The 18,291-nt window shown below is 66.7% G+C and carries 17 protein-coding genes, 1 tRNA gene, 1 other RNA gene and 1 pseudogene; 14 read left to right on the plus strand and 6 right to left on the minus strand.

Features of this window, described 5'->3' with window-relative positions; genetic code table 11:
* Positions 1 to 306 precede the first annotated feature (306 nt).
* From QZ656_RS10805 to QZ656_RS10865, 13 genes and pseudogenes are all read left to right on the plus strand, one after another.
* Complete coding sequence (locus QZ656_RS10805; protein WP_291993391.1) at positions 307 to 780, plus strand: 4Fe-4S dicluster domain-containing protein; 474 nt, start codon at positions 307 to 309, stop codon at positions 778 to 780.
* A 12-nt stretch (positions 781 to 792) separates the two neighbouring features.
* On the plus strand, positions 793 to 2,640 hold the full coding sequence (locus QZ656_RS10810; protein ID WP_291993392.1) for an aldehyde ferredoxin oxidoreductase family protein: 1,848 nt from the start codon (positions 793 to 795) through the stop codon (positions 2,638 to 2,640).
* A gap of 1 nt (position 2,641) precedes the next feature.
* The gene (locus QZ656_RS10815) at positions 2,642 to 3,889 is read left to right on the plus strand and encodes an FAD-dependent oxidoreductase (protein WP_291993393.1); all 1,248 of its coding nucleotides are present in this window, start codon (positions 2,642 to 2,644) and stop codon (positions 3,887 to 3,889) included.
* Positions 3,889 to 4,143, plus strand: a complete 255-nt coding sequence (locus tag QZ656_RS10820) for a MoaD/ThiS family protein (protein WP_291993394.1) — start codon at positions 3,889 to 3,891, stop codon at positions 4,141 to 4,143. The genes QZ656_RS10815 and QZ656_RS10820 overlap by 1 nt, the downstream gene beginning before the upstream one ends.
* 24 nt (positions 4,144 to 4,167) lie before the next feature.
* The gene (locus tag QZ656_RS10825; RefSeq protein WP_291993395.1) at positions 4,168 to 4,431 is read left to right on the plus strand and encodes a hypothetical protein; all 264 of its coding nucleotides are present in this window, start codon (positions 4,168 to 4,170) and stop codon (positions 4,429 to 4,431) included.
* An 18-nt stretch (positions 4,432 to 4,449) separates the two neighbouring features.
* An RNA gene (gene ffs, locus QZ656_RS10830) (signal recognition particle sRNA small type) lies at positions 4,450 to 4,548 on the plus strand.
* Positions 4,549 to 4,668: 120 nt separating this feature from the next.
* On the plus strand, positions 4,669 to 6,351 hold the full coding sequence (dnaX, locus tag QZ656_RS10835) for a DNA polymerase III subunit gamma/tau (protein WP_291993396.1): 1,683 nt from the start codon (positions 4,669 to 4,671) through the stop codon (positions 6,349 to 6,351).
* Between the two features lie 31 nt (positions 6,352 to 6,382).
* Positions 6,383 to 6,646: pseudogene (locus QZ656_RS10840) on the plus strand (YbaB/EbfC family nucleoid-associated protein); the annotation flags it as partial.
* A gap of 57 nt (positions 6,647 to 6,703) precedes the next feature.
* Complete coding sequence (gene recR, locus QZ656_RS10845) at positions 6,704 to 7,306, plus strand: recombination mediator RecR (protein ID WP_291993832.1); 603 nt, start codon at positions 6,704 to 6,706, stop codon at positions 7,304 to 7,306.
* Positions 7,307 to 7,562: 256 nt separating this feature from the next.
* Positions 7,563 to 8,972: a DEAD/DEAH box helicase gene (locus QZ656_RS10850; protein WP_291993397.1), complete on the plus strand. Its 1,410-nt coding sequence runs from the start codon at positions 7,563 to 7,565 to the stop codon at positions 8,970 to 8,972.
* Between the two features lie 63 nt (positions 8,973 to 9,035).
* A complete protein-coding gene (locus tag QZ656_RS10855) occupies positions 9,036 to 9,296 on the plus strand; it encodes an RNA-binding protein (protein ID WP_291993398.1) in 261 nt (86 codons plus the stop codon).
* Positions 9,297 to 9,315: 19 nt separating this feature from the next.
* Entirely contained in the window at positions 9,316 to 9,765 is a 450-nt protein-coding gene (locus tag QZ656_RS10860; RefSeq protein ID WP_291993399.1) for a YchJ family metal-binding protein, read from the plus strand.
* The gene (locus QZ656_RS10865) at positions 9,758 to 10,510 is read left to right on the plus strand and encodes a pseudouridine synthase (protein ID WP_291993400.1); all 753 of its coding nucleotides are present in this window, start codon (positions 9,758 to 9,760) and stop codon (positions 10,508 to 10,510) included. The genes QZ656_RS10860 and QZ656_RS10865 overlap by 8 nt, the downstream gene beginning before the upstream one ends.
* 156 nt (positions 10,511 to 10,666) lie before the next feature.
* On the opposite strand, the gene QZ656_RS10870 is transcribed toward QZ656_RS10865, so the two are convergent.
* The 6 genes from QZ656_RS10870 to QZ656_RS10895 form a co-directional block, all read right to left on the minus strand.
* A tRNA-Ser gene (locus QZ656_RS10870) sits at positions 10,667 to 10,754 on the minus strand.
* Between the two features lie 170 nt (positions 10,755 to 10,924).
* On the minus strand, positions 10,925 to 11,419 hold the full coding sequence (locus QZ656_RS10875) for a hydrogenase maturation protease (protein ID WP_291993401.1): 495 nt from the start codon (positions 11,417 to 11,419) through the stop codon (positions 10,925 to 10,927).
* A 19-nt stretch (positions 11,420 to 11,438) separates the two neighbouring features.
* Entirely contained in the window at positions 11,439 to 12,917 is a 1,479-nt protein-coding gene (locus QZ656_RS10880; RefSeq protein WP_291993402.1) for a Ni/Fe hydrogenase subunit alpha, read from the minus strand.
* A gap of 19 nt (positions 12,918 to 12,936) precedes the next feature.
* The gene (locus QZ656_RS10885; RefSeq protein ID WP_291993403.1) at positions 12,937 to 13,491 is read right to left on the minus strand and encodes an NADP oxidoreductase; all 555 of its coding nucleotides are present in this window, start codon (positions 13,489 to 13,491) and stop codon (positions 12,937 to 12,939) included.
* Position 13,492: 1 nt separating this feature from the next.
* Positions 13,493 to 14,221 carry a 2Fe-2S iron-sulfur cluster-binding protein gene (locus QZ656_RS10890; protein WP_291993404.1) on the minus strand — a complete coding sequence of 243 codons (729 nt, stop codon included), beginning with the start codon at positions 14,219 to 14,221 and terminating at the stop codon, positions 13,493 to 13,495.
* On the minus strand, positions 14,218 to 16,059 hold the full coding sequence (locus tag QZ656_RS10895; RefSeq protein ID WP_291993405.1) for an NAD(P)H-dependent oxidoreductase subunit E: 1,842 nt from the start codon (positions 16,057 to 16,059) through the stop codon (positions 14,218 to 14,220). Before QZ656_RS10895 ends, QZ656_RS10890 begins: the two co-directional genes overlap by 4 nt.
* A gap of 472 nt (positions 16,060 to 16,531) precedes the next feature.
* On the opposite strand from QZ656_RS10895, the gene QZ656_RS10900 reads away from it, so the two are divergent.
* The gene (locus QZ656_RS10900; RefSeq protein ID WP_291993406.1) at positions 16,532 to 17,950 is read left to right on the plus strand and encodes a bifunctional enoyl-CoA hydratase/phosphate acetyltransferase; all 1,419 of its coding nucleotides are present in this window, start codon (positions 16,532 to 16,534) and stop codon (positions 17,948 to 17,950) included.
* Positions 17,951 to 18,291 lie beyond the last annotated feature (341 nt).

An 18,291-nucleotide genomic window follows, 5' to 3' on the forward strand; every position in this document is an offset into this window, starting at 1 on the left:
GGGCGCACATGCCCTACCCGAGCGCAGGACAAGCCTGACACCCCGGACAGGCGACTGATCCAGCCTGGCGCCTGGCGAGCCGCCTGAGCGTCAACATCAGCGCCCTGACCGGGCTGTTGCCGACGTCTGGCGAAGCTGTCGTCGGACGCATTCCCTTACGAGAATAGCGGTCGGCGGAAAATTGGTGCAACGCAACTTTTACAAGTGCCCGCTATTGCCTATAGTGAGCAGTCAGTCGCAGCGGGGAAGAGAGGACTGCGGCGTCATTCAGCAGAATCTCATTGATCTGTTTACGGAGGAGACGTCATGCAGAAATCCTTGCACATCGACCCGGGCAAATGCACCGGCTGCCTGCAGTGTGAAATGGCCTGCTCGTACGAGCATACCGGGGCCTTCAACCCGTCGCGGTCATTGATCAAGGTTTTCGACTTCCACCACGAAGGACGCAAGGTTCCCTACACCTGCACCCAGTGTGCCGAAGCCTGGTGCCTCAACGCGTGTCCGGTCGAGGCGATCAAGATCGACGCGGCGACCGGCGCCAAGGTCGTTCTCGACGCGGTCTGCGTCGGCTGCAAGGTGTGCACGATTGCCTGCCCCTTCGGCACGATCAATTACAGCCACGAAACCGGCAAGGTCCAGAAGTGCGACCTCTGCGGCGGCGAGCCGGCGTGTGCCGAAGCGTGTCCGACCGACGCCATCACCTATATCGACAGTGACTGGACCGGCCTCGAGCGGATGCGCAAGTGGGCGCAGAAGACCGACAGTGCGGCACGGGTTTGAGGAGAGACGACCATGGCCTGGACTCGCAAGATTCTTCGCATCAACCTCACCCAGGGAAGCTGTGTCAGCGAGCCGCTGAACATGGCATGGGCGGCGCAGTACCTCGGACAACGCGGGCTGGCCAGCAAGTATCTGGTCAGTGAAATCGACCCGCTGGTCGACCCGCTTTCTCCCGAGAACAAGATCATCTACGCCACCGGACCGCTGACCGGCACCATGGCGTCGACCGGCGGGCGCTATTCGGTGGTCACCAAGGGCCCCTTGACCGGCGTCATCGCGTGCTCGAACTCGGGCGGCTTCTTCGGTGCCGAATTGAAGTTCGCCGGCTGGGACATGATCATCGTCGAAGGCAAGTCGCCGACGCCCGTCTACCTGCACATCGAGAATGAGCTGGCCGAGCTGCTGCCGGCGGACGACCTGTGGGGAACGACCGTCTGGGCGACCGAAGCGACGCTCAAGAAGCGTCACCAGGATCCGCTGCTGCGTGTTTCGAGCATCGGCCGCGCTGGCGAAAATCAGGTCCTCTTCGCGGCGATCGTCAACGACCTGCACCGCGCTGCCGGACGCTCCGGCGTTGGCGCGGTGATGGGTTCGAAGAACCTCAAGGCAATCGCCGTTCGTGGCACGCGCGGCGTCGGCAACATCGCCGACCCCAAGGCGTTCATGGCCGCCGCCACCGCCGGCAAGAAAATGCTCGCCGAAAATGCGGTTACCGGCCAGGGCCTGCCGACCTACGGCACGCAGGTGCTGATGAACGTGATCAACGAAATGGGCGCGCTGCCGACGCGCAATCACCGTGACGTCGAGTTCGAAGGTGCGCGAAAGATCTCGGCCGAAGCGATGCACGAAAAACGTGCCAGCGACGGCCGCTCGCACCTCGTCACCAATCAGGCGTGCTTTGGCTGCACCATCGCCTGCGGGCGGATTTCGCGAATCGACGAGACGCATTTCTCGGTTGAGACGCGGCCCGAATACTGGGGCGCCAACGGTGGTCTCGAATATGAAGCGGCGTGGGCACTGGGCAGCGCCAACGGCGTTGACGATCTCGAAGCGCTACAGTTCGCCAACCTGCTGTGCAACGAAGACGGCATGGACCCGATCTCTTTCGGGGCCACCGTCGGCGCGGTGATGGAGCTTTACGACCTGGGTATCCTGAGCAAGGAAGAGATCGGCCTGGAAGTGCCCTTTGGCTCGGCCGCAGCGCTCTGCAAGCTGGCCGAGATGACCGCGCGTGGCGAAGGCTTCGGCAAGATCCTCGGCCAGGGTTCGAAGCGCGTGTGCGCCAGGTACGGCAGGCCCGAGCTGTCGATGACCGTCAAGGGGCAGGAGTTTCCGGCCTACGACGGGCGAGCGCTGCAAGGCATGGGGCTGGCCTACGCGACGTCGAACCGCGGCGCCTGCCATCTGCGCGGCTACATGGTTTCCAGCGAGGTCTTCGGTATCCCGGTGAAGACCGATCCACGAGAAACCGAAGGCAAACCGGAAATGCTGAAGGCCTTCCAGGACGCCACCGCGGTCGTCGATTCGAGCGGGCTGTGCGTATTCACCACCTTCGCGTGGACGATGAACGACATCCAGCCGCAGATTCAGGCCGCCTGCGAGGGCGATTGGTCGCAGGATTCGCTGCTGCAGATGGGCGAGCGGATCTGGAACCTCGAACGCGACTTCAACCTGGCGGCGGGGATCACCGGCAAGGACGACACGCTGCCACCGCGGCTGCTCAACGAACCGTGCAAGACCGGCGGCTCGAAAGGGATGGTCGCCGAAATCGGCAAAATGCTGCCGGTTTACTACAGCGCGCGCGGCTGGACGGCCGACGGCGTGCCGACCGCGGCGACGCGGGCACGCCTGGGCCTCTGAGGTGCGCCAGCACCTGATCGTCGGTAACGGCCCGGCCGGGGTCGTTGCCGCCGAAACCTTGCGCCGTGCCGATCCGCAGGCCGAGATCACGCTGATCGGCGACGAGCCCGAGCCGCCGTACTCGCGGATGGCGATTCCCTACCTGCTGACCGGCAAGATCGGCGAAGCGGGAACCTATCTGCGCAAGGATGCCGATCACTTCGCGCGCTTGCGGATCAGCCTGCTGGAGGCTCGGGTAAGCGCGCTCGACAGCGCGCAGCACACGCTCACCCTGGCCGACGGCCGCGTCCTCGCCTGGGACCAGCTGCTGCTCGCCACCGGCTCGCGGCCGCTACGGCCGCCGATTCCCGGCATCGACCTGCCACAGGTGCTGTCGTGCTGGACGCTCGCCGACGCGCGCGCGATCGCCGACACCGTCGGCGCCGGCGCGCGCGTGCTGCAGATGGGCGCCGGCTTCATCGGCTGCATCATCCTCGAGTCGCTGGCCGCGCACGGCCGGCGCCTGAGCGTCGTCGAAATGGGCGACCGGATGGTGCCGCGGATGCTGGACGCGGTGGCCGGCGGCATGATTCGTCGCTGGTGCGAAAGCAAGGGCGTGCAGGTGCGTACCGGTCGGCGGGTGGTGTCCATTACTGCGGCAGGCAACGCCTTGCTGGTCAAACTCGACGACGGCGAGAGCCTCGAGGTCGACGCGCTGATCAACGCCACCGGCGTCAAGCCGAATATCGACTTCCTCGCCGGCAGCGGCGTCGCGGTCGACACCGGCATCCTCGTCGACGATTCGATGCAGACCAACATCGCCGGTATCTACGCCGCCGGTGACGTCGCCGAGGCGGTCGAGTTCGCCACCGGTCGCCGCGTCGTCAACGCCATTCAACCCGACGCCGTCGAGCAGGCGCGCGTCGCCGCGCTGAACATGGCGGGTCAGGCGGCGACGCTGCCGGGGACTTTCGTGTTCAACGTTCTCGACACGCTCGGGCTGATCTCGGCGTCTTTCGGCCAGTGGCACGACGCGCCAGGTCGTCAGACCGCACAACTGCTCGACGAAACCGCCTACCGCTATCTGCGGCTGGTCTTCGACGGCGATCGACTGGTCGGCTCGAACAGCATCGGACATACCGAGCACATCGGCGTTTTGCGCGGCCTGATCCAGGGCCGCGTCCGTCTCGGCGAGTGGCAGGAGCGCCTGCTCGCCAACCCGACGCTGCTCAGCGAGGCCTATCTGGCGCGGGGGCTGGCCGCCGCCTGATGCAGATCACGCTCAAGCTGTACGCCTTTCTGACCGACTACCTGCCGGCGGACGCCCGCCGCAGCAACGCCCTGGCGCTGGAAATCCCCGAGCAGAGCACCGTCGCCTCGCTGATCGCGGCGCGCGCGCTACCGCCGCGCCTGGTGCATCTGGTGCTGCTCAACGGCCAGTTCGTGCCAGCGCCGCAGCGCGACGCGCAGCGCCTGTCGGCGGGCGACGTGCTGGCGATCTGGCCGCCGATCGCCGGCGGCTGAGAACAAGCCGTGCGGCAATTCGCGATGAGCCTGGCGCTACCTGAATTCACGCGCCAGTTGCAACCGCTGCTGGCGGGTTGGCAGGTATCACCGCTGGCCGACGGCTGGCGCCTACAGCAGGGCGAGCGGCGCGCCGAAATCCGCTGCCAGCCCTTGCCGACACTGCAATTGGGCGCGCTGGCGCTGCCCCGCCTGCAGGTCTCGATTGCCTTTGACGGCGGTAACGCCGATCAGCACGCGGCTTTCATCGACGACTTCCAGCGCCATTTCCGACGCGGCGGCGGCTGATGTGATAGCATTCCTCGTGGCGGGTCTCCCCGCATCGCAGGATGGTGAACCTGGTCAGGTCCGGAAGGAAGCAGCCACAGCTGTCTTATGTGAGTGCCGGGGGTAAGGCTCGCCACCCTTGCCCTGCGCTTCTGCACGCCGCCAATCGTCGGCCGCTCGCCAGCACCGCTGCCGCAGGCGGGCCACGACCGACCAACTGCCGCGCTGCGGCAAGCCGCCGTCTGCTAGAATCCGCCGATGAGTTACCAAGTCCTGGCGCGCAAGTGGCGCCCGCGAACGTTCGCCACCCTGGTCGGCCAGGAGCACGTCGTGCGAGCGCTGACGCACGCACTGACCGAGCAACGCCTGCACCACGCCTACCTGTTCACCGGTACCCGCGGCGTCGGCAAGACAACGCTGGCGCGCATCCTGGCCAAAGCGCTCAATTGCGAGACCGGCGTCACGGCGACGCCCTGCGGCACTTGTTCGGCGTGTCAGGAGATCGACAGTGGCCGCTTTGTCGACCTCCTCGAAGTCGACGCGGCGACCAACACCAAGGTCGACGAGATGCGGCAGCTGCTCGAGAACGCGGTCTATGCCCCGACGCGTGGCCGCTTCAAGGTCTATGTCATCGACGAAGTGCACATGCTCTCGAACGCGGCTTTCAACGCCATGTTGAAGACCCTCGAAGAGCCGCCCGAGCACGTCAAATTCATCCTGGCGACGACCGACCCGCAGAAAATCCCGGTCACCGTTCTCTCGCGCTGCCTGCAGTTCAATCTCAAGCAGATGACGCAGCCGTTGATCGCCGAGCACCTCAAGCGGGTCCTCGCAGCCGAGGCGATCAGTGCCGAAGCCGGCGCCTTGCAGTTGCTCGCGCGCTCGGCGGCGGGCAGCATGCGCGACGCGCTGTCGCTGCTCGACCAGGCGATCGCGCATGGCGCCGGGCAGGTCGACGAAGCGCAGGTGCGCGCGATGCTCGGCGCGGTCGACGTCGATCACCTGTTCCTGATCCTCGACGCCCTGCTCGCCGGCGACGCCGCGGCGATGTTGCACGTCGCCGACGAAATGGCGGCGCGCAGTCTGTCGTTCGACGCCGCCTTGCAGGAGTTGGCCAGCGTCCTCACCCGCCTGCAGATTGCCCAACTGGCGCCGCAAGCCGTCGCCGACGACTGGCCCGAGCGGCAGCGGATTGAACAACTCGCCGCCGCGCTCGACCCGGAATTCGTCCAACTGGCGTACCAGATCGCCGTGCATGGCCGACAGGAACTGCCACTGGCGCCCGACGAGCTCGCCGGCTTCACGATGACCCTCTTGCGTCTGTACGCCTTCCGGCCGGCGCTCGAGACCAATTCAGCAACGCCACCGCCGCTCGCCAGGGCAGTCGGCGGGCAGCGCTCGGCGAACGCGCCGGCAGCAGCACCGGCAGCCGCAGCCGCGACGCCTGCGGCCAGTCAGCCAGCGGCTGGCGGCAGCGCCGCAACGCCGACCGTCGTCGCCGCCGCGGTGTCCGCGCCAGCCGCCGTAAGCCCTGCAAGGCCAGCCGTCGTCGCCAGCGAGCAAGCACCGGGCGACTGGCACGAAATCCTTGCCGCGCTGAAAATCAGCGGCATGGCGCGCGAACTCGCGCAACACTGCGAGTGGCGCGAAATGGTGGCAACGCGCGTTGCCTTGCGCCTCTCGCCGACGCATCGTCACCTGCTGATGAAAGCCGCACAGGACAAGCTGCAGCAGGCGCTTTCCGAGCATTTCGGCAAACCCCTGAAGCTGTTTATCGAACTCGAAGCACCCGCTGGCGATACCCCGGCGGTGACCGCGCAACGTGATCGCCAGCAACGTCAGGACCGCGCTATCGCTTCGGTCGAGGAAGATGGCTTCGTTCGTGAAGTCATCGAAATGTTCGACGCCACGCTGATCGAGTCTTCCATAAAACCCGTTTAACCCCTTATTTCAAGAAGAGGCAACAAAGATGATGAAAGGCGGAATCGCCGGCCTGATGAAACAGGCTCAGCAAATGCAGGAGAACATGAAAAAAGCCCAGGACGAGCTGGCCCAGCTCGAAGTCGAGGGCGAGTCGGGCGCCGGCATGGTCAAGGTACTGATGACCTGCAGCCACAACGTGCGCCGGGTGGCCATCGATGCAAGCGTGATGGACGACAAGGAAATGCTCGAGGATCTGGTGGCCGCCGCGCTGAATGACGCCATGCGGCGCGCCGAGGCGCTGTCGCAGGAGCGCATGGCCGGTTTTTTCCGCCGGCCTCAGCCTGCCACCCGGGATGAAGCTGCCGTTCTGATGAGCACGCCATCGAGCCTCGATTCGCTGATCGAGGCTTTGCGCTGTTTGCCGGGCGTCGGCCCGAAATCGGCTCAGCGCATGGCTTACCACCTGCTGCAGCACGACCGGGGAGGCACGCAGCGTCTCGCCGACGCGCTGCAACTGGCGCTGACCGCACTGCGTCATTGCCGGCGCTGCAACACGCTCACCGAGTCCGAGGTCTGCGGACGCTGCCTGTCGGGCAAACGCGACGCCAGCCTGTTGTGCGTCGTCGAAACGCCGATCGACATGAACATGATGGAGCAGACGCACGCCTATTCGGGGCTCTACTACGTGCTGATGGGCCGCGTTTCGCCGCTCGACGGCATCGGCCCCGGCGAACTACGGCTCGACCGCCTGCTGGCGCGGGCCAGCGACGGCGTGGTCCGCGAAGTGATCATCGCCACCAACTTCACCAACGAGGGCGAAGCGACCGCGCACTACCTCTCGGAAATGCTCAAGAGCCGTGGCGTCAGCGTCTCGCGAATCGCCCGCGGCGTGCCGGTCGGCGGCGAGCTCGAGTACGTCGACGCCGGCACGCTGGCGCAGGCCCTGCGCGAGCGCCGAACACTCGCCGCCTGAGCATTTCGGGCGGCGGCGAGAAGGCTGTATCGTCCGTCGCCAGCAGACAGACTAACGGCTTTCACGCCAAAGCGTGTATAGTGCCGCTCAGAACAGAGCCGCGTTTCATCCGGTCGGCAGCTCGGTCCTCTCGCGGTTGATCCCCCATCGGCACCTGCCGATCGCCCCGAAGCATCCCCCCATCCCATCCGTTCCAAGCGCCTGAACCGGCTCTGTTGGCGTCACGCCACAGCAGGTTGTTCACCGGAGATTTTCTTTGAGCCAATCGTTTTCCGCTCTCGGCCTGTCGGCCGAGCTCACCCGTGTTGTCGCCGAACAAGGCTACACCGAGCCAACGCCAGTACAGGCGCAGGCCATCCCACTGATTCTCGAAGGCCGCGACGTCCTCGCCGGCGCGCAGACGGGCACCGGCAAGACCGCCGGCTTCACCCTGCCACTGCTGCAACGCCTGGCGACCATGCCGGCCCGCGCTGACGCCAATGCGCAGCCACGCCAGCGCGTGCGAGCGCTGATCCTGACTCCGACGCGCGAACTCGCGGCGCAGATCGAGGAGAGCGTACGCACTTACGGCAAGTACATGAAACTCAAGTCGACGCTGATCTATGGCGGCGTCAACATCAACCCGCAGATCGACGCCTTGCGCCGCGGCGTCGATATCCTGGTGGCGACACCGGGACGACTACTCGATCACCTGCAGCAGAAAACGCTCGAACTGTCGAACGTCGAGATCCTGGTGCTTGACGAAGCCGACCGCATGCTCGACATGGGTTTCATCCGCGACATCCGCCGCGTCCTCGCGGTGCTGCCGGCAAAGCGTCAGAACCTGCTCTTCTCGGCGACCTTCTCGGACGAAATCCGCAAGCTGGCCGACGGCCTGCTGCACAACCCGGCGATGGTCGAAGTCGCCCGCCGCAACGCCGAGTCCGAACTCGTCGCGCAGCGCGTGCACCCGGTCGACAGCTGGGTCAAACGCGACCTCCTGGTCCATCTGGTGTCGTCGGGCGACTGGAAACAGGTGCTGGTGTTCACGCGCATGAAGAGTGGCGCCAACCGCCTCTCCGAGTATCTGTGCAAGGCCGGTATCGAGGCCACGGCGATCCACGGCAACAAGAGCCAGCCGGCGCGCACGCGCGCGCTGGCCGGTTTCAAGGACGGCACGGTGCGCGTGCTGGTGGCGACCGACATTGCCGCCCGCGGTCTGGACATCGAAGAACTGCCGCACGTCGTTAACTTCGAGTTGCCGAATGTTCCCGAAGATTACGTCCATCGCATCGGCCGCACCGGCCGCGCCGGCAGTTCCGGCGAGGCGTTGTCGCTGGTTTCAGCCGAAGAGCGGCCGCTGCTGGCGGCGATCGAGAAGCTGTTGACGCGGCGGATCGACAAACAGATCGTCGAAGGCTTCGAGCCCGGCAAGACCCCACAGCCAGCGGCCACGGCGACGCCGGCAGCACCACGCGGCAGCCACGACGGCAACCGGCGCGGCGGCAGCCCTGGCCGCGACGCGCGCAATCGCGGCCAGGCACCGGCACGCTCGGGCGCGCCGGCGCCAGCGCCAGTCCGGGCGGCGCCGCCGCAGAGCCCACCGCGGGCGCCACAGCGGCCGCGCGCAGACGCCGGCGTGGCGACCGCCGCGCTGTTTCGCAGCCCGGCACGACGCGGCGGCTAAGCGATATTGGCCGGCGGCGAGCCGGCCATCCCATCCTCGGCAAGCCCTGATCAGGAGTCGGCAATGAATATCTTTGTAGGCAATCTCGCCAACGAGACCACTGAAATTGAACTCAGCGACCTGTTCCAGGGCTTTGGCCAGGTGAAATCGGTACAGGTGATGCGCGAACTGTTCAGCGGCGCCTCGAAGGGCTTCGGCTTTATCGACATGCCTGGCCGAGCGCACTCGCTGGCGGCTATTGCCGCGCTCGACGGCAAGGATCTGCACGGCCAGCCGCTACGGGTGAACGAGGCGATGGGCCGAACTGCCGGCCGGCGCCGCTAGTCGCGCCGTGCTACCGACGATGAAGGCGCCGCTCGTCGCGGCTTGCCCCTGCGGCAGCCAGCTGAGCTACGCGGCGTGCTGCGCGCCACTGCACGACGGCCTGGCGGCGCCCGACGCCGCGGCCTTGATGCGTTCGCGCTACAGCGCCTACGTGCTGGCCATCGACAGCTACCTGCTGGCGACCTGGCACGCGTCTACGCGACCACAGCAGGTGGCGGCCGACGATCCAGCGGCAGCACCGAAATGGCTGGCGCTGGAAGTGCGGCGCCATCTGGCGACCGGCCCGGAGACGGCGATCGTCGAATTTGTCGCGCGCTATCGTGTGCAGGGGCGCGCGTATCGCCTGCACGAGATCAGCCGCTTCGTGCGCGAGGCCGGCCGCTGGTACTACGTCGACGGCGAGTGTCCAAGCACGCCCTTGAAATCGTCGCGCGCGGCGATCAGGCGGCCGCGCTCGGCCGATGAGTGAGGCCGACGACGGCGCGCTGACGATCCTCTTTCAGGACCAGCACCTGGTCGCCATCGACAAACCCGCCGGGCTGCTGGTACACCGCAGCATGATCGACCGACGCGAGCGGCGCTTCGCGCTGCAGATGCTGCGCGACCAGATCGGCCAACGCGTGTACGCCGCGCATCGCCTCGACAGGGGCACTTCCGGCGTGCTCTTGTTCGCCCTGAGCAGCGCCGTTGCCCGCAGCCTGGGGACGATGTTCGAACAGCGGCAGGTCGACAAGCGCTATATCGCGGTGGTGCGCGGCCACCCGCCGCCAAGCGGCGAGATCGACCACCCGCTACGGCGTGTCGTCGACCCGGCTGAGCATGCCAGCGCCGCGGCGAGCGAGGCGCCAGCGCAGGACGCCTGCAGCCGCTACCGACGGCTGGCGACGATCGAACTACCGTACCGCGTCGACCGTTATCCAACGAGTCGCTACGCCTTGCTCGAACTCGAACCGCTGAGCGGACGCCGCCACCAGCTGCGCCGCCACCTCAAACACATTTCGCATCCGATTATCGGCGACGCCACCTACGGCAAGGGCCGCCATAACCGATTGTTCCAGACGCTGTTTGCTTGCGACCGCCTGCTCCTGGCGAGCACCGAGCTACGCCTGACGCACCCGGTCACCGACGCGCCGCTGCAGTTGACAGCGCCGCTGAGCAAGGACTTCGCGCGCCTGCTCGGGCGCCTGGGATGGGCCGCTGCGGTGCCGCTGTAAGGGTCGGCAAGCCGGCATAGCCAGTACGCAGCTGCCGGCAAGCGGTCGCCAAACTGGACTGCCGCGTTGGCTGCGCCTCCTCGCAATGACGGGGGGGTGCGGGAGAGCGCGCTAGCGGAGTGGTTTGATGCGGCTTTCGGGCCGGGGGTATTTTTCTGGCGGAAGCGGTGAGATTCGAACTCACGGACGGTTGCCCGTCGCTAGTTTTCAAGACTAGTGCAATCGACCACTCTGCCACGCTTCCTGCACGGCTGCCGGCGACTGATCTGCCGGTACGGCGGGCCGAATGATAGCACGCTGTGGCAAATCGATAGCTTCTGGTGCTGACGCCGGCGCGGCCAAGCGTCATCGGCGGTGGTGGCGCACCACTCGCCGTCCGCCGCTGGCGATCCCGGCGCGGGCGGGCTCAGCGACTCAGCGGCTCAGCAGAGACTGCCAGTAGTCGAGTTCCGGCCGGCGCAGCAGCGCCTCGAGCAGCTCGAAAGCGGCATCGGCGTGGCTCGCCGCGGCGGCGCTCAAATCCTCTCCCAAGGCGAAGCTCTCGCCGCGCACGCAGAGCACGAAAGCCGGTGGTGGCGGCTCGTGATCGATCCGCAGCAGGACGGCGAGAAGCGCTTCGGGCGTCAAGGCGTGCGTGCTGTGCGCCACGCCGTCGGCGGCTTGCGCCTGGCGAAAGACGAATGGCGCCGGCGTTTGCTGGCCGGCGTCGATGAACAGCAGCAATCGCCGTCCGACGAGGTCGAGCGCGTGCTCGATCTGCAACTGGAAGTCGCCGAGCAGCTCGCATCCCGCGCCCGTAGCGCTGGCGTCGAGCCAGCTCTGCAGGCGCTCGAGCAGCAGCGGCCCGAGCGCGTCGTCGCCGCGGCTGGGGTTGCCGCAGGCGAGAATGACGACCGGCGGAAGTGGCATCGCGGCGTCCTCCGGCGCCTCAGGACGCCGCAGCCAGGCGCCCGACGAGGATGCCCGCGGCGTCGCGCAATTCGACCTGCAGCGGCATCTTGCCGAGCGCGTGCGTGGCGCACGACAGACAGGGGTCGAAGGCGCGGATGGCGACTTCGATGTGGTTGAGCAGGCCCTCGGTCAGCTGCCGGCCGTTCAGGTAGCGTTGCGCGACGCGGCGGATGGCCTCGTTCATCGGCTGATTATTGTGCGTCGTCGAGACGATCAGATTGCAGCTGCTCACCAGGTCATCGTCGTCGACCTGGTAGTCATGGATCAGCGTGCCGCGCGGCGCCTCGATGACGCCGACGCCCCGGCGCTGGCGGGCGCCGCTGCTGGTCAGCGCGCTGCCGGAGAGGTCGTCATCGTGCAGCAGCTCCTCGATCGTCTCGGCGGCGTGCAGCATCTCGATCATCCGCGCCCAGTGGTAGGCCAGCGGTGCGTGGATCAGCTTTCCCTGGCCGTGGTCGATGAATTCGCGGCGCTCGCCTTCGGCCAGCGGCGTCGGGATGCGATCGCAGTTCTGGACGCGCGCCAGCGGCCCGACCTTGTACCAGCCGTGCTGCGGGCCCAGCGCGGCGAGGAAGGGGAACTTCATGTAGCTCCACGCTTTGACTTCTTCGCGGATCAGCTGCTGGTAGTTCTCGATTGGGAAGCCGTCGACGAGGATCTGACCGTCGGCGTCGCGGGCGCGCAAATGGCCGTCGTAGAAGTCGAGCGCGCCGTCAGTGCCAACCAGCGACAGGATATTCGAGCGGAAAGTGCCGAAGCCGTCGTAGAGCACCGGGTCGGCGGCGTGCAGACGTTTGACGAGCTGCACCGCCTGCTGGCTCCAGCCGATGATCGCGGCGATCTCGGCGAGCAGGCCATCGCGATCTTCGCGGCGCAGCGAGCGATTGACGCCGCCGGGGACCGCGCCGGTGCCGTGCACGCGCTTGCCGGCGGTCAGGCGAATCACCTCCTGACCGAACTTGCGCAGCAGCACGCCTTGTCTGGCGACCTCGGGGTAGGCGGCGGCGACGCCGACGATGTTGCGCCGGCCGGCTTCGCTGGCGAAGCCGAACAGCAGGTCGGGCGACGACAGGTGAAAGAAATGCAGCGCGTGCGACTGCAGGATCTGGCCGTAGTGCATCAGCCGCCGCACTTTCTCGGCGGTCGGCGTCAGCCGCTCGACGCCGAGCACATGATCGAGCGCCTTGGCCGCCGCCAGGTGGTGCGATACCGGGCAGATACCGCACAGGCGCTGCACCATCACCGGCACCTCCCAGTACGGGCGGCCCTGGATGAACTTCTCGAAACCGCGGAATTCGACGATGTGCAGGCGCACCTGCTGCACCCGATCGTCGTCGTCGAGCAGCAGCGTCACCTTGCCGTGGCCCTCGACGCGGGACACCGGGTCGATCGCCACGCGACGCAGCGTGCCGACGTCGGCGGGCGCGGTTTCGAGTTCGAATTGATCGCTGGGCATGGCTTCTCTCGTTCGGCTCTCAGTCGAAGTGCAGCAGGGGATGGCCGAGGCGTGGCGTGCGCCCGTCAAGCAGGTCGCTCAGGAACTTCCAGAGCGCTTCGCCCGACGGTGGGCAGCCGGGGATGAAGTAATCGACGCGGACGATCTCGTGGATCGGGTGCACCTTGTCGAGCGGCAGCGGCAATTCCGGGTCGTTGGGAATCTGCCCACCGACGACTCCCGGCGCGGTCAGGTACACCTCCTGCAGGCACAGCCCGAGGTCAAGATGGTTGCGCTGCGCCGGCAGGCCGCCGTTCACCGCGCAGGCGCCAACGGCAATCAGCAGCTTGCAGTTGCGCCGGAACTCGCGCAGAACGTGCACGTTCTCGGCGTTGCAGATGCCGCCCTCGATCAGGCCGATATCGCAGGGTCCGCAGCGCTTGATGTCGGTCAGCGGCGAGCGATCGAAGTCGACGCGTTCGAGCAGTTCGAAAAGCCGCTCGTCGATGTCCAGCAAGGACATGTGGCAGCCGAAACAGCCGGCCAGCGTCGCCGTCGCGATACGCAGCTTGCCACGGCCGGGGAGCGCGTCCATCTCAGCACTCCTCGCCGGCGCGGCGCGGGCGCAGGCGCTCGGCCTGGACGCTGATCGGCTCGACATCGTAGCGGCGCTCGCCGATCGGCACGGCGAAACCACGCCGCTTCTCGATGATCACGCCGACCGGGCAGACCTGCGCCGCCTTGTCGCTCAACGCGAAATTGCTATCGGCCAGCCGCCCCGACTCGGCATTGACGATCAGGTGCTTGCCGATGCCGCGACCCGACAGCGCGAAAACGCTCTTGCCGTCGACGTCGCGACTGGCGCGCACGCACAGCTCGCAGAGGATGCAGCGATTGAAATCGAGCAGCACCTCGGCGTGCGAAGCATCGAGCGGCCGGTTGGGGTAGAACTGGTCGAAATGCGGGCTGAGCATCTCGAGTTCGTAGGCCAGCGCCTGCAGCATGCAGTTGCCGCTCTGCTCGCACGAGGGACAGAAATGATTGCCTTCGACGAACAGCATCTGCAACAAGGTCCGCCGCTTGTCGTTGAGGTCCGGCGAATTGTTCTCGACTTCCATGCCATCCCTGGCCGGCATGGTGCACGCCGAGACGTAGCGGCCGTTGGCCTTGACGGTGCACAGCTTGCAACTGCCTTGCGGCTCGAACTCGGGGTGGTGACACAGGTGCGGGATGTAGATGCCGGCGGCGAGGGCCGCGTCCATGATCGTCTGGTGATCTTCGAAGGGCACCGGCAGGCCGTCGAGCAGAATACTGAGCGGGCTCATGAGTCGACTCCAGAGGCCCTGGCGGCCAGCCCGAAATGCGCGTCCGCGTCGTCGCGACCAGTCATCTGGCGAGCTGCCGCCAAAGCCTGGTCAAGGTCGAAAGCCGGCTCGAAATCGAGCGAGCGCAGGCGCCGCTCGTACGCCGGGCGGAATTTCTGCAGGGTATCGAACAAGGGATTGCACGCCGCCTGGCCAAGCCCACAGTGGCTGGCGGCGTGCAGCAGGCGATGGATCTTGAAGATCTCGTTGATTTCGTATTGCGAGCCGTGGCCGTTGGCGATCTTGTCCATGCAGTTCACGACCAGCGAGGTGCCGACGCGGCACGGCGTGCAGAAGCCACAGCTCTCGTGTTTGAAGAAGTGGGCAAAATTGCGCGCCACCTCGAACATATCGCGATGCGCACCAAAAACCATCAGCGCGCCAGCCGTCGGGACGTCCTCGAAGGCGATGCAGCGCGAGAATTCGTGCGTCGCCAGGCAAATGCCCGAAGGGCCGCTGACCTGCACCGCCTGCGCGTTGCCGGCACCGCAGTCGTACAGCACCTGCTTGACCGAAACGCCGAAGGGATACTCGTAGATGCCCGGCGTCTCGACGTCGCCGGAGATCGACAGCAGCTTGGTTCCGGTCGATTGCTTGGTGCCGAGGCCGGCAAACCAGGCACCGCCCTTGAGCGCGACCAGCGCCGCCTTACACAGCGTCTCGACGTTGTTCACCACCGTCGGCTGGCCGCGATAGCCAACTGTTACCGGGAATGGCGGGCGGCTGCGCGGGATGCCGCGCTTGCCTTCGAGCGACTCGAGCAGCGCCGTTTCCTCGCCGCAGACGTAGGCGCCGGCGCCGAGATGGATGTCGATCTCGAAGTCCACCCCGGCCTGGCCGCAGAGCGCAGGGCCGAGCAGACCGTCGCGGCGACGGCGAGCGAGATTGTCGCGCAGCGCTGGCAGCAGATAGGCGTACTCGCCGCGCAGGTAGAGCAGGCCCTGGCTGGCACCGATCGTGAAGCCGGCGAGCGTCATGCCGTCGAACAGCAGGTCGGCGTAACTGCTGAGCAGGACGCGATCCTTGAAGGTACCGGGCTCGCCCTCGTCGGCGTTGGCGACGACGTAGCGGACGCCGTTCTCGCCGTGGCACGGCGCGCGCCGCGCCGACTCCCATTTGATCGCCGTGGTAAAGCCGGCGCCGCCGCGGCCGCGCAGGTTGGCGAGTTTCATTTCGCCAAGCATGGCCTCGGCGCCGCGGCCAAGCGCTGCCCGTAGCGCTTGGCCAGCCGGCCACTCGCCGGCGAGCACGGCGTCGCGGCGGCGGATGTTGTCGTCGATGCGAAAGTACTCGGACGGCCAGTCGGCCAGCGGCAGCTGCCCGCGGATCAGCTCGGCGATGCGGTCGACGCGCTCGGCCGAGAGGCGGCTCAGCGGCCGGCCGTTGACCAGTAGCGCCGGCCCCTGATCGCACAGGCCGGTGCACGAGGTGGTATCGACGCTGACCAGAGCGTCCTCGGAAAGCTTGCCGCGCTCGATCCACAGCTTGTTGCACAGGCGATCGAGCAGCTCGCCGCTGCCGAGCATGCGGTCGGTGATGTTGTCGGAGAAGAGCACGCGATAGCGGCCGACCGGCGCCAGATGCAAGAAGGAGTAAAAGCCGGCGACGCCTTCGACCTGCGCGCGCGGCAAGTCGAGCGCCCGGGCGATGGCGGTCAGCGCGGCCGCCGGCAGGTAGCCGAGGGAATCCTGCGCGGCAAGGAGAATCTGCAGCAACTGCCCCGGCTGGCGCGCATGGCCATCGACGATCGCTTGCAGCGTGTCGTCGAGCCGTCCTGCGTCAAAGCTTTCGTCAGTCACCATCGTCTCCCACCAGGGTCGCCCACTGCGCCACCGTCGCCGATACCTTGGCGAAGCTTAGGCTCTCTGCCGCCGGCCGGTGCTGATACACGTCAACAAAAGGCCCGGTCGAGCGGGCGCTGCAAGCCGCCGGGATTGCCCGGGGAAACAGCCCTGGACTGCCACGTCGCTGCGCTCCTCGCCGTGACGGCCGGGGTGCCGGGGACTTGCAGGCGTCGAGACGTGGGGCTCGGCCGGATGGCGGAATGCGCGGAATGCGCGGAATGGCCGGATGCGCGGAAATCGTCATTGCGAACGAAGTGAAGCAATCCAGAACAAGGCTGGCGGAGCTGCAGTGCGGTCGATGCGCGGCGCGCCAGAAGGCACCGAGACCATCAGCGGGCATTAGAGTGCACGCTCCAGAGATCGCGCCACACATTCCTGCTGCGTTGCAGCATAATAGCCTCTGATCCGTACCGTCGGGAGCCCCGCCATGCACGTCGAAACCCCCCTGGAATTTATCGAAAGCAGGACCTATGACGAAATCGAGGTCGGCGACAGTTCGTCGCTGATCCGAACCCTGCGCCCCGAGGACGTCAAGCTGTTCGCACTGATGTCGGGCGACATGAACCCGGCGCTGGCCAACGGCGACTTTACGCACAGCGGCCTGTTCCAGGATTTCATCGCGCACGGCATGTGGTGCGCGTCGCTGCTGTCGACGATGCTCGGCACGCAGTTCCCCGGCCCGGGAACGGTGATGGTCGATTCGAGCCTGCACTTTGCGCGGCCGGTGGCCATCGGCGACACCATCACGGTGACCGTCACCGTCGCGCAGAAGTTTGCCCGCAACCGGCACATCGTTCTCGAATGCGCGTGTTTAAACCAGGACCATCTACTGGTCGTCTCGGGTAGCGCCGAGGTGCTGGCGCCGAACGAAAAGATCCGGGTCAAGCGCAAGGCGATGCCGGAAATCACCATTTCGGACAAGTACGCGCGCCTGCAGGTGCTGGTGGCGCGCGCCGAAGGACTCGAACCGATCGACATGGCGGTGGTTCACCCCTGCGACCGGGAGTCACTGAAAGGCGCGCTGCTGGCTGCCGAGGCCAAGCTGATCGAACCGATCCTGATCGGCCCCGAGCAGCGCATCCGCGCCGTCGCCGAAGAGAACGGCCTGGACCTCAAGCAATACCGGATCGTCAACGTCAAGCACAGCCACGAGTCGGCAGCGATGGCCGTGGCGCTGGTCCGCAGCGGCGACGCCGAGGCGCTGATGAAGGGCAGCCTGCACACCGACGAGCTGATGGCCGAGGTGATTTCGAGCAGCACGGGCCTGCGCACGGGTCGGCGCATCAGCCACGTCTTCCTGATGGACGTGCCGACCTACCCACGACCGATCATGATCACCGATGCGGCGGTCAATATCGCGCCAACGCTGACCGAGAAGGTCGATATCGTGCAGAACGCCATCGACCTGGCGCACATCATCGGCACTCCCGAACCGAAGGTGGCGATCCTGTCGGCGGTCGAGACCGTCAACGCCAAGCTCCAATCGACGCTCGACGCTGCGGCGCTGTGCAAGATGGCCGACCGCGGCCAGATCAGGGGCGGCCTGGTCGACGGCCCGCTGGCCTTCGACAACGCCATCTCGCTCGACGCCGCCAAGACCAAGGGAATCGTCTCGGCGGTCGCCGGGCGTGCCGACATCCTGGTCGTCCCCGACCTCGAGGCCGGCAACATGATCGCCAAGCAGTTGGAGTACCTGGCGAACGCGCTGAGCGCCGGCATCATCCTCGGCGCGCGCGTGCCGATCGTCCTCACCAGTCGTGCCGACACCGCCGAGACGCGTCTTGCCTCGTGCGTCATCGCGGCGCTGATCGCCCACGACGCGCGCCAGAAGCTCAAAGCCGGCTGAGCCAGCCGCGGGGCCGCGAGCGCTCGCCAAGCGAACGCGACGCCGCGGCCGAAGAGGCGCCACAGCGCCGCGCCGCGGCCAGACGCCGCAAAAAAAATTTCCCGCCCCCGGAGGCCCGCAAGGCCGTGATTTCAAGGCTTTTCCGGGCGCTCGGCGGGCGCGATCCGAAAACTACATATAGTCGCGTTATTGCCTTTGCCCACTGTATGCAGTAGGTTTACGCCACTTCAACTTGAACAAAGCGGCCGCGCCCTGCGCCCTACCCGTAGGCGGCGGCGCGCACGGCAAGCGACGAACACTCGCTTTCGCCAGCGCTTCCCCGAACTTCAGCACGCCTTTTG

It is taken from the genome of Candidatus Accumulibacter sp. ACC003 (assembly GCF_907163085.1).
GTDB lineage: Bacteria > Pseudomonadota > Gammaproteobacteria > Burkholderiales > Rhodocyclaceae > Accumulibacter.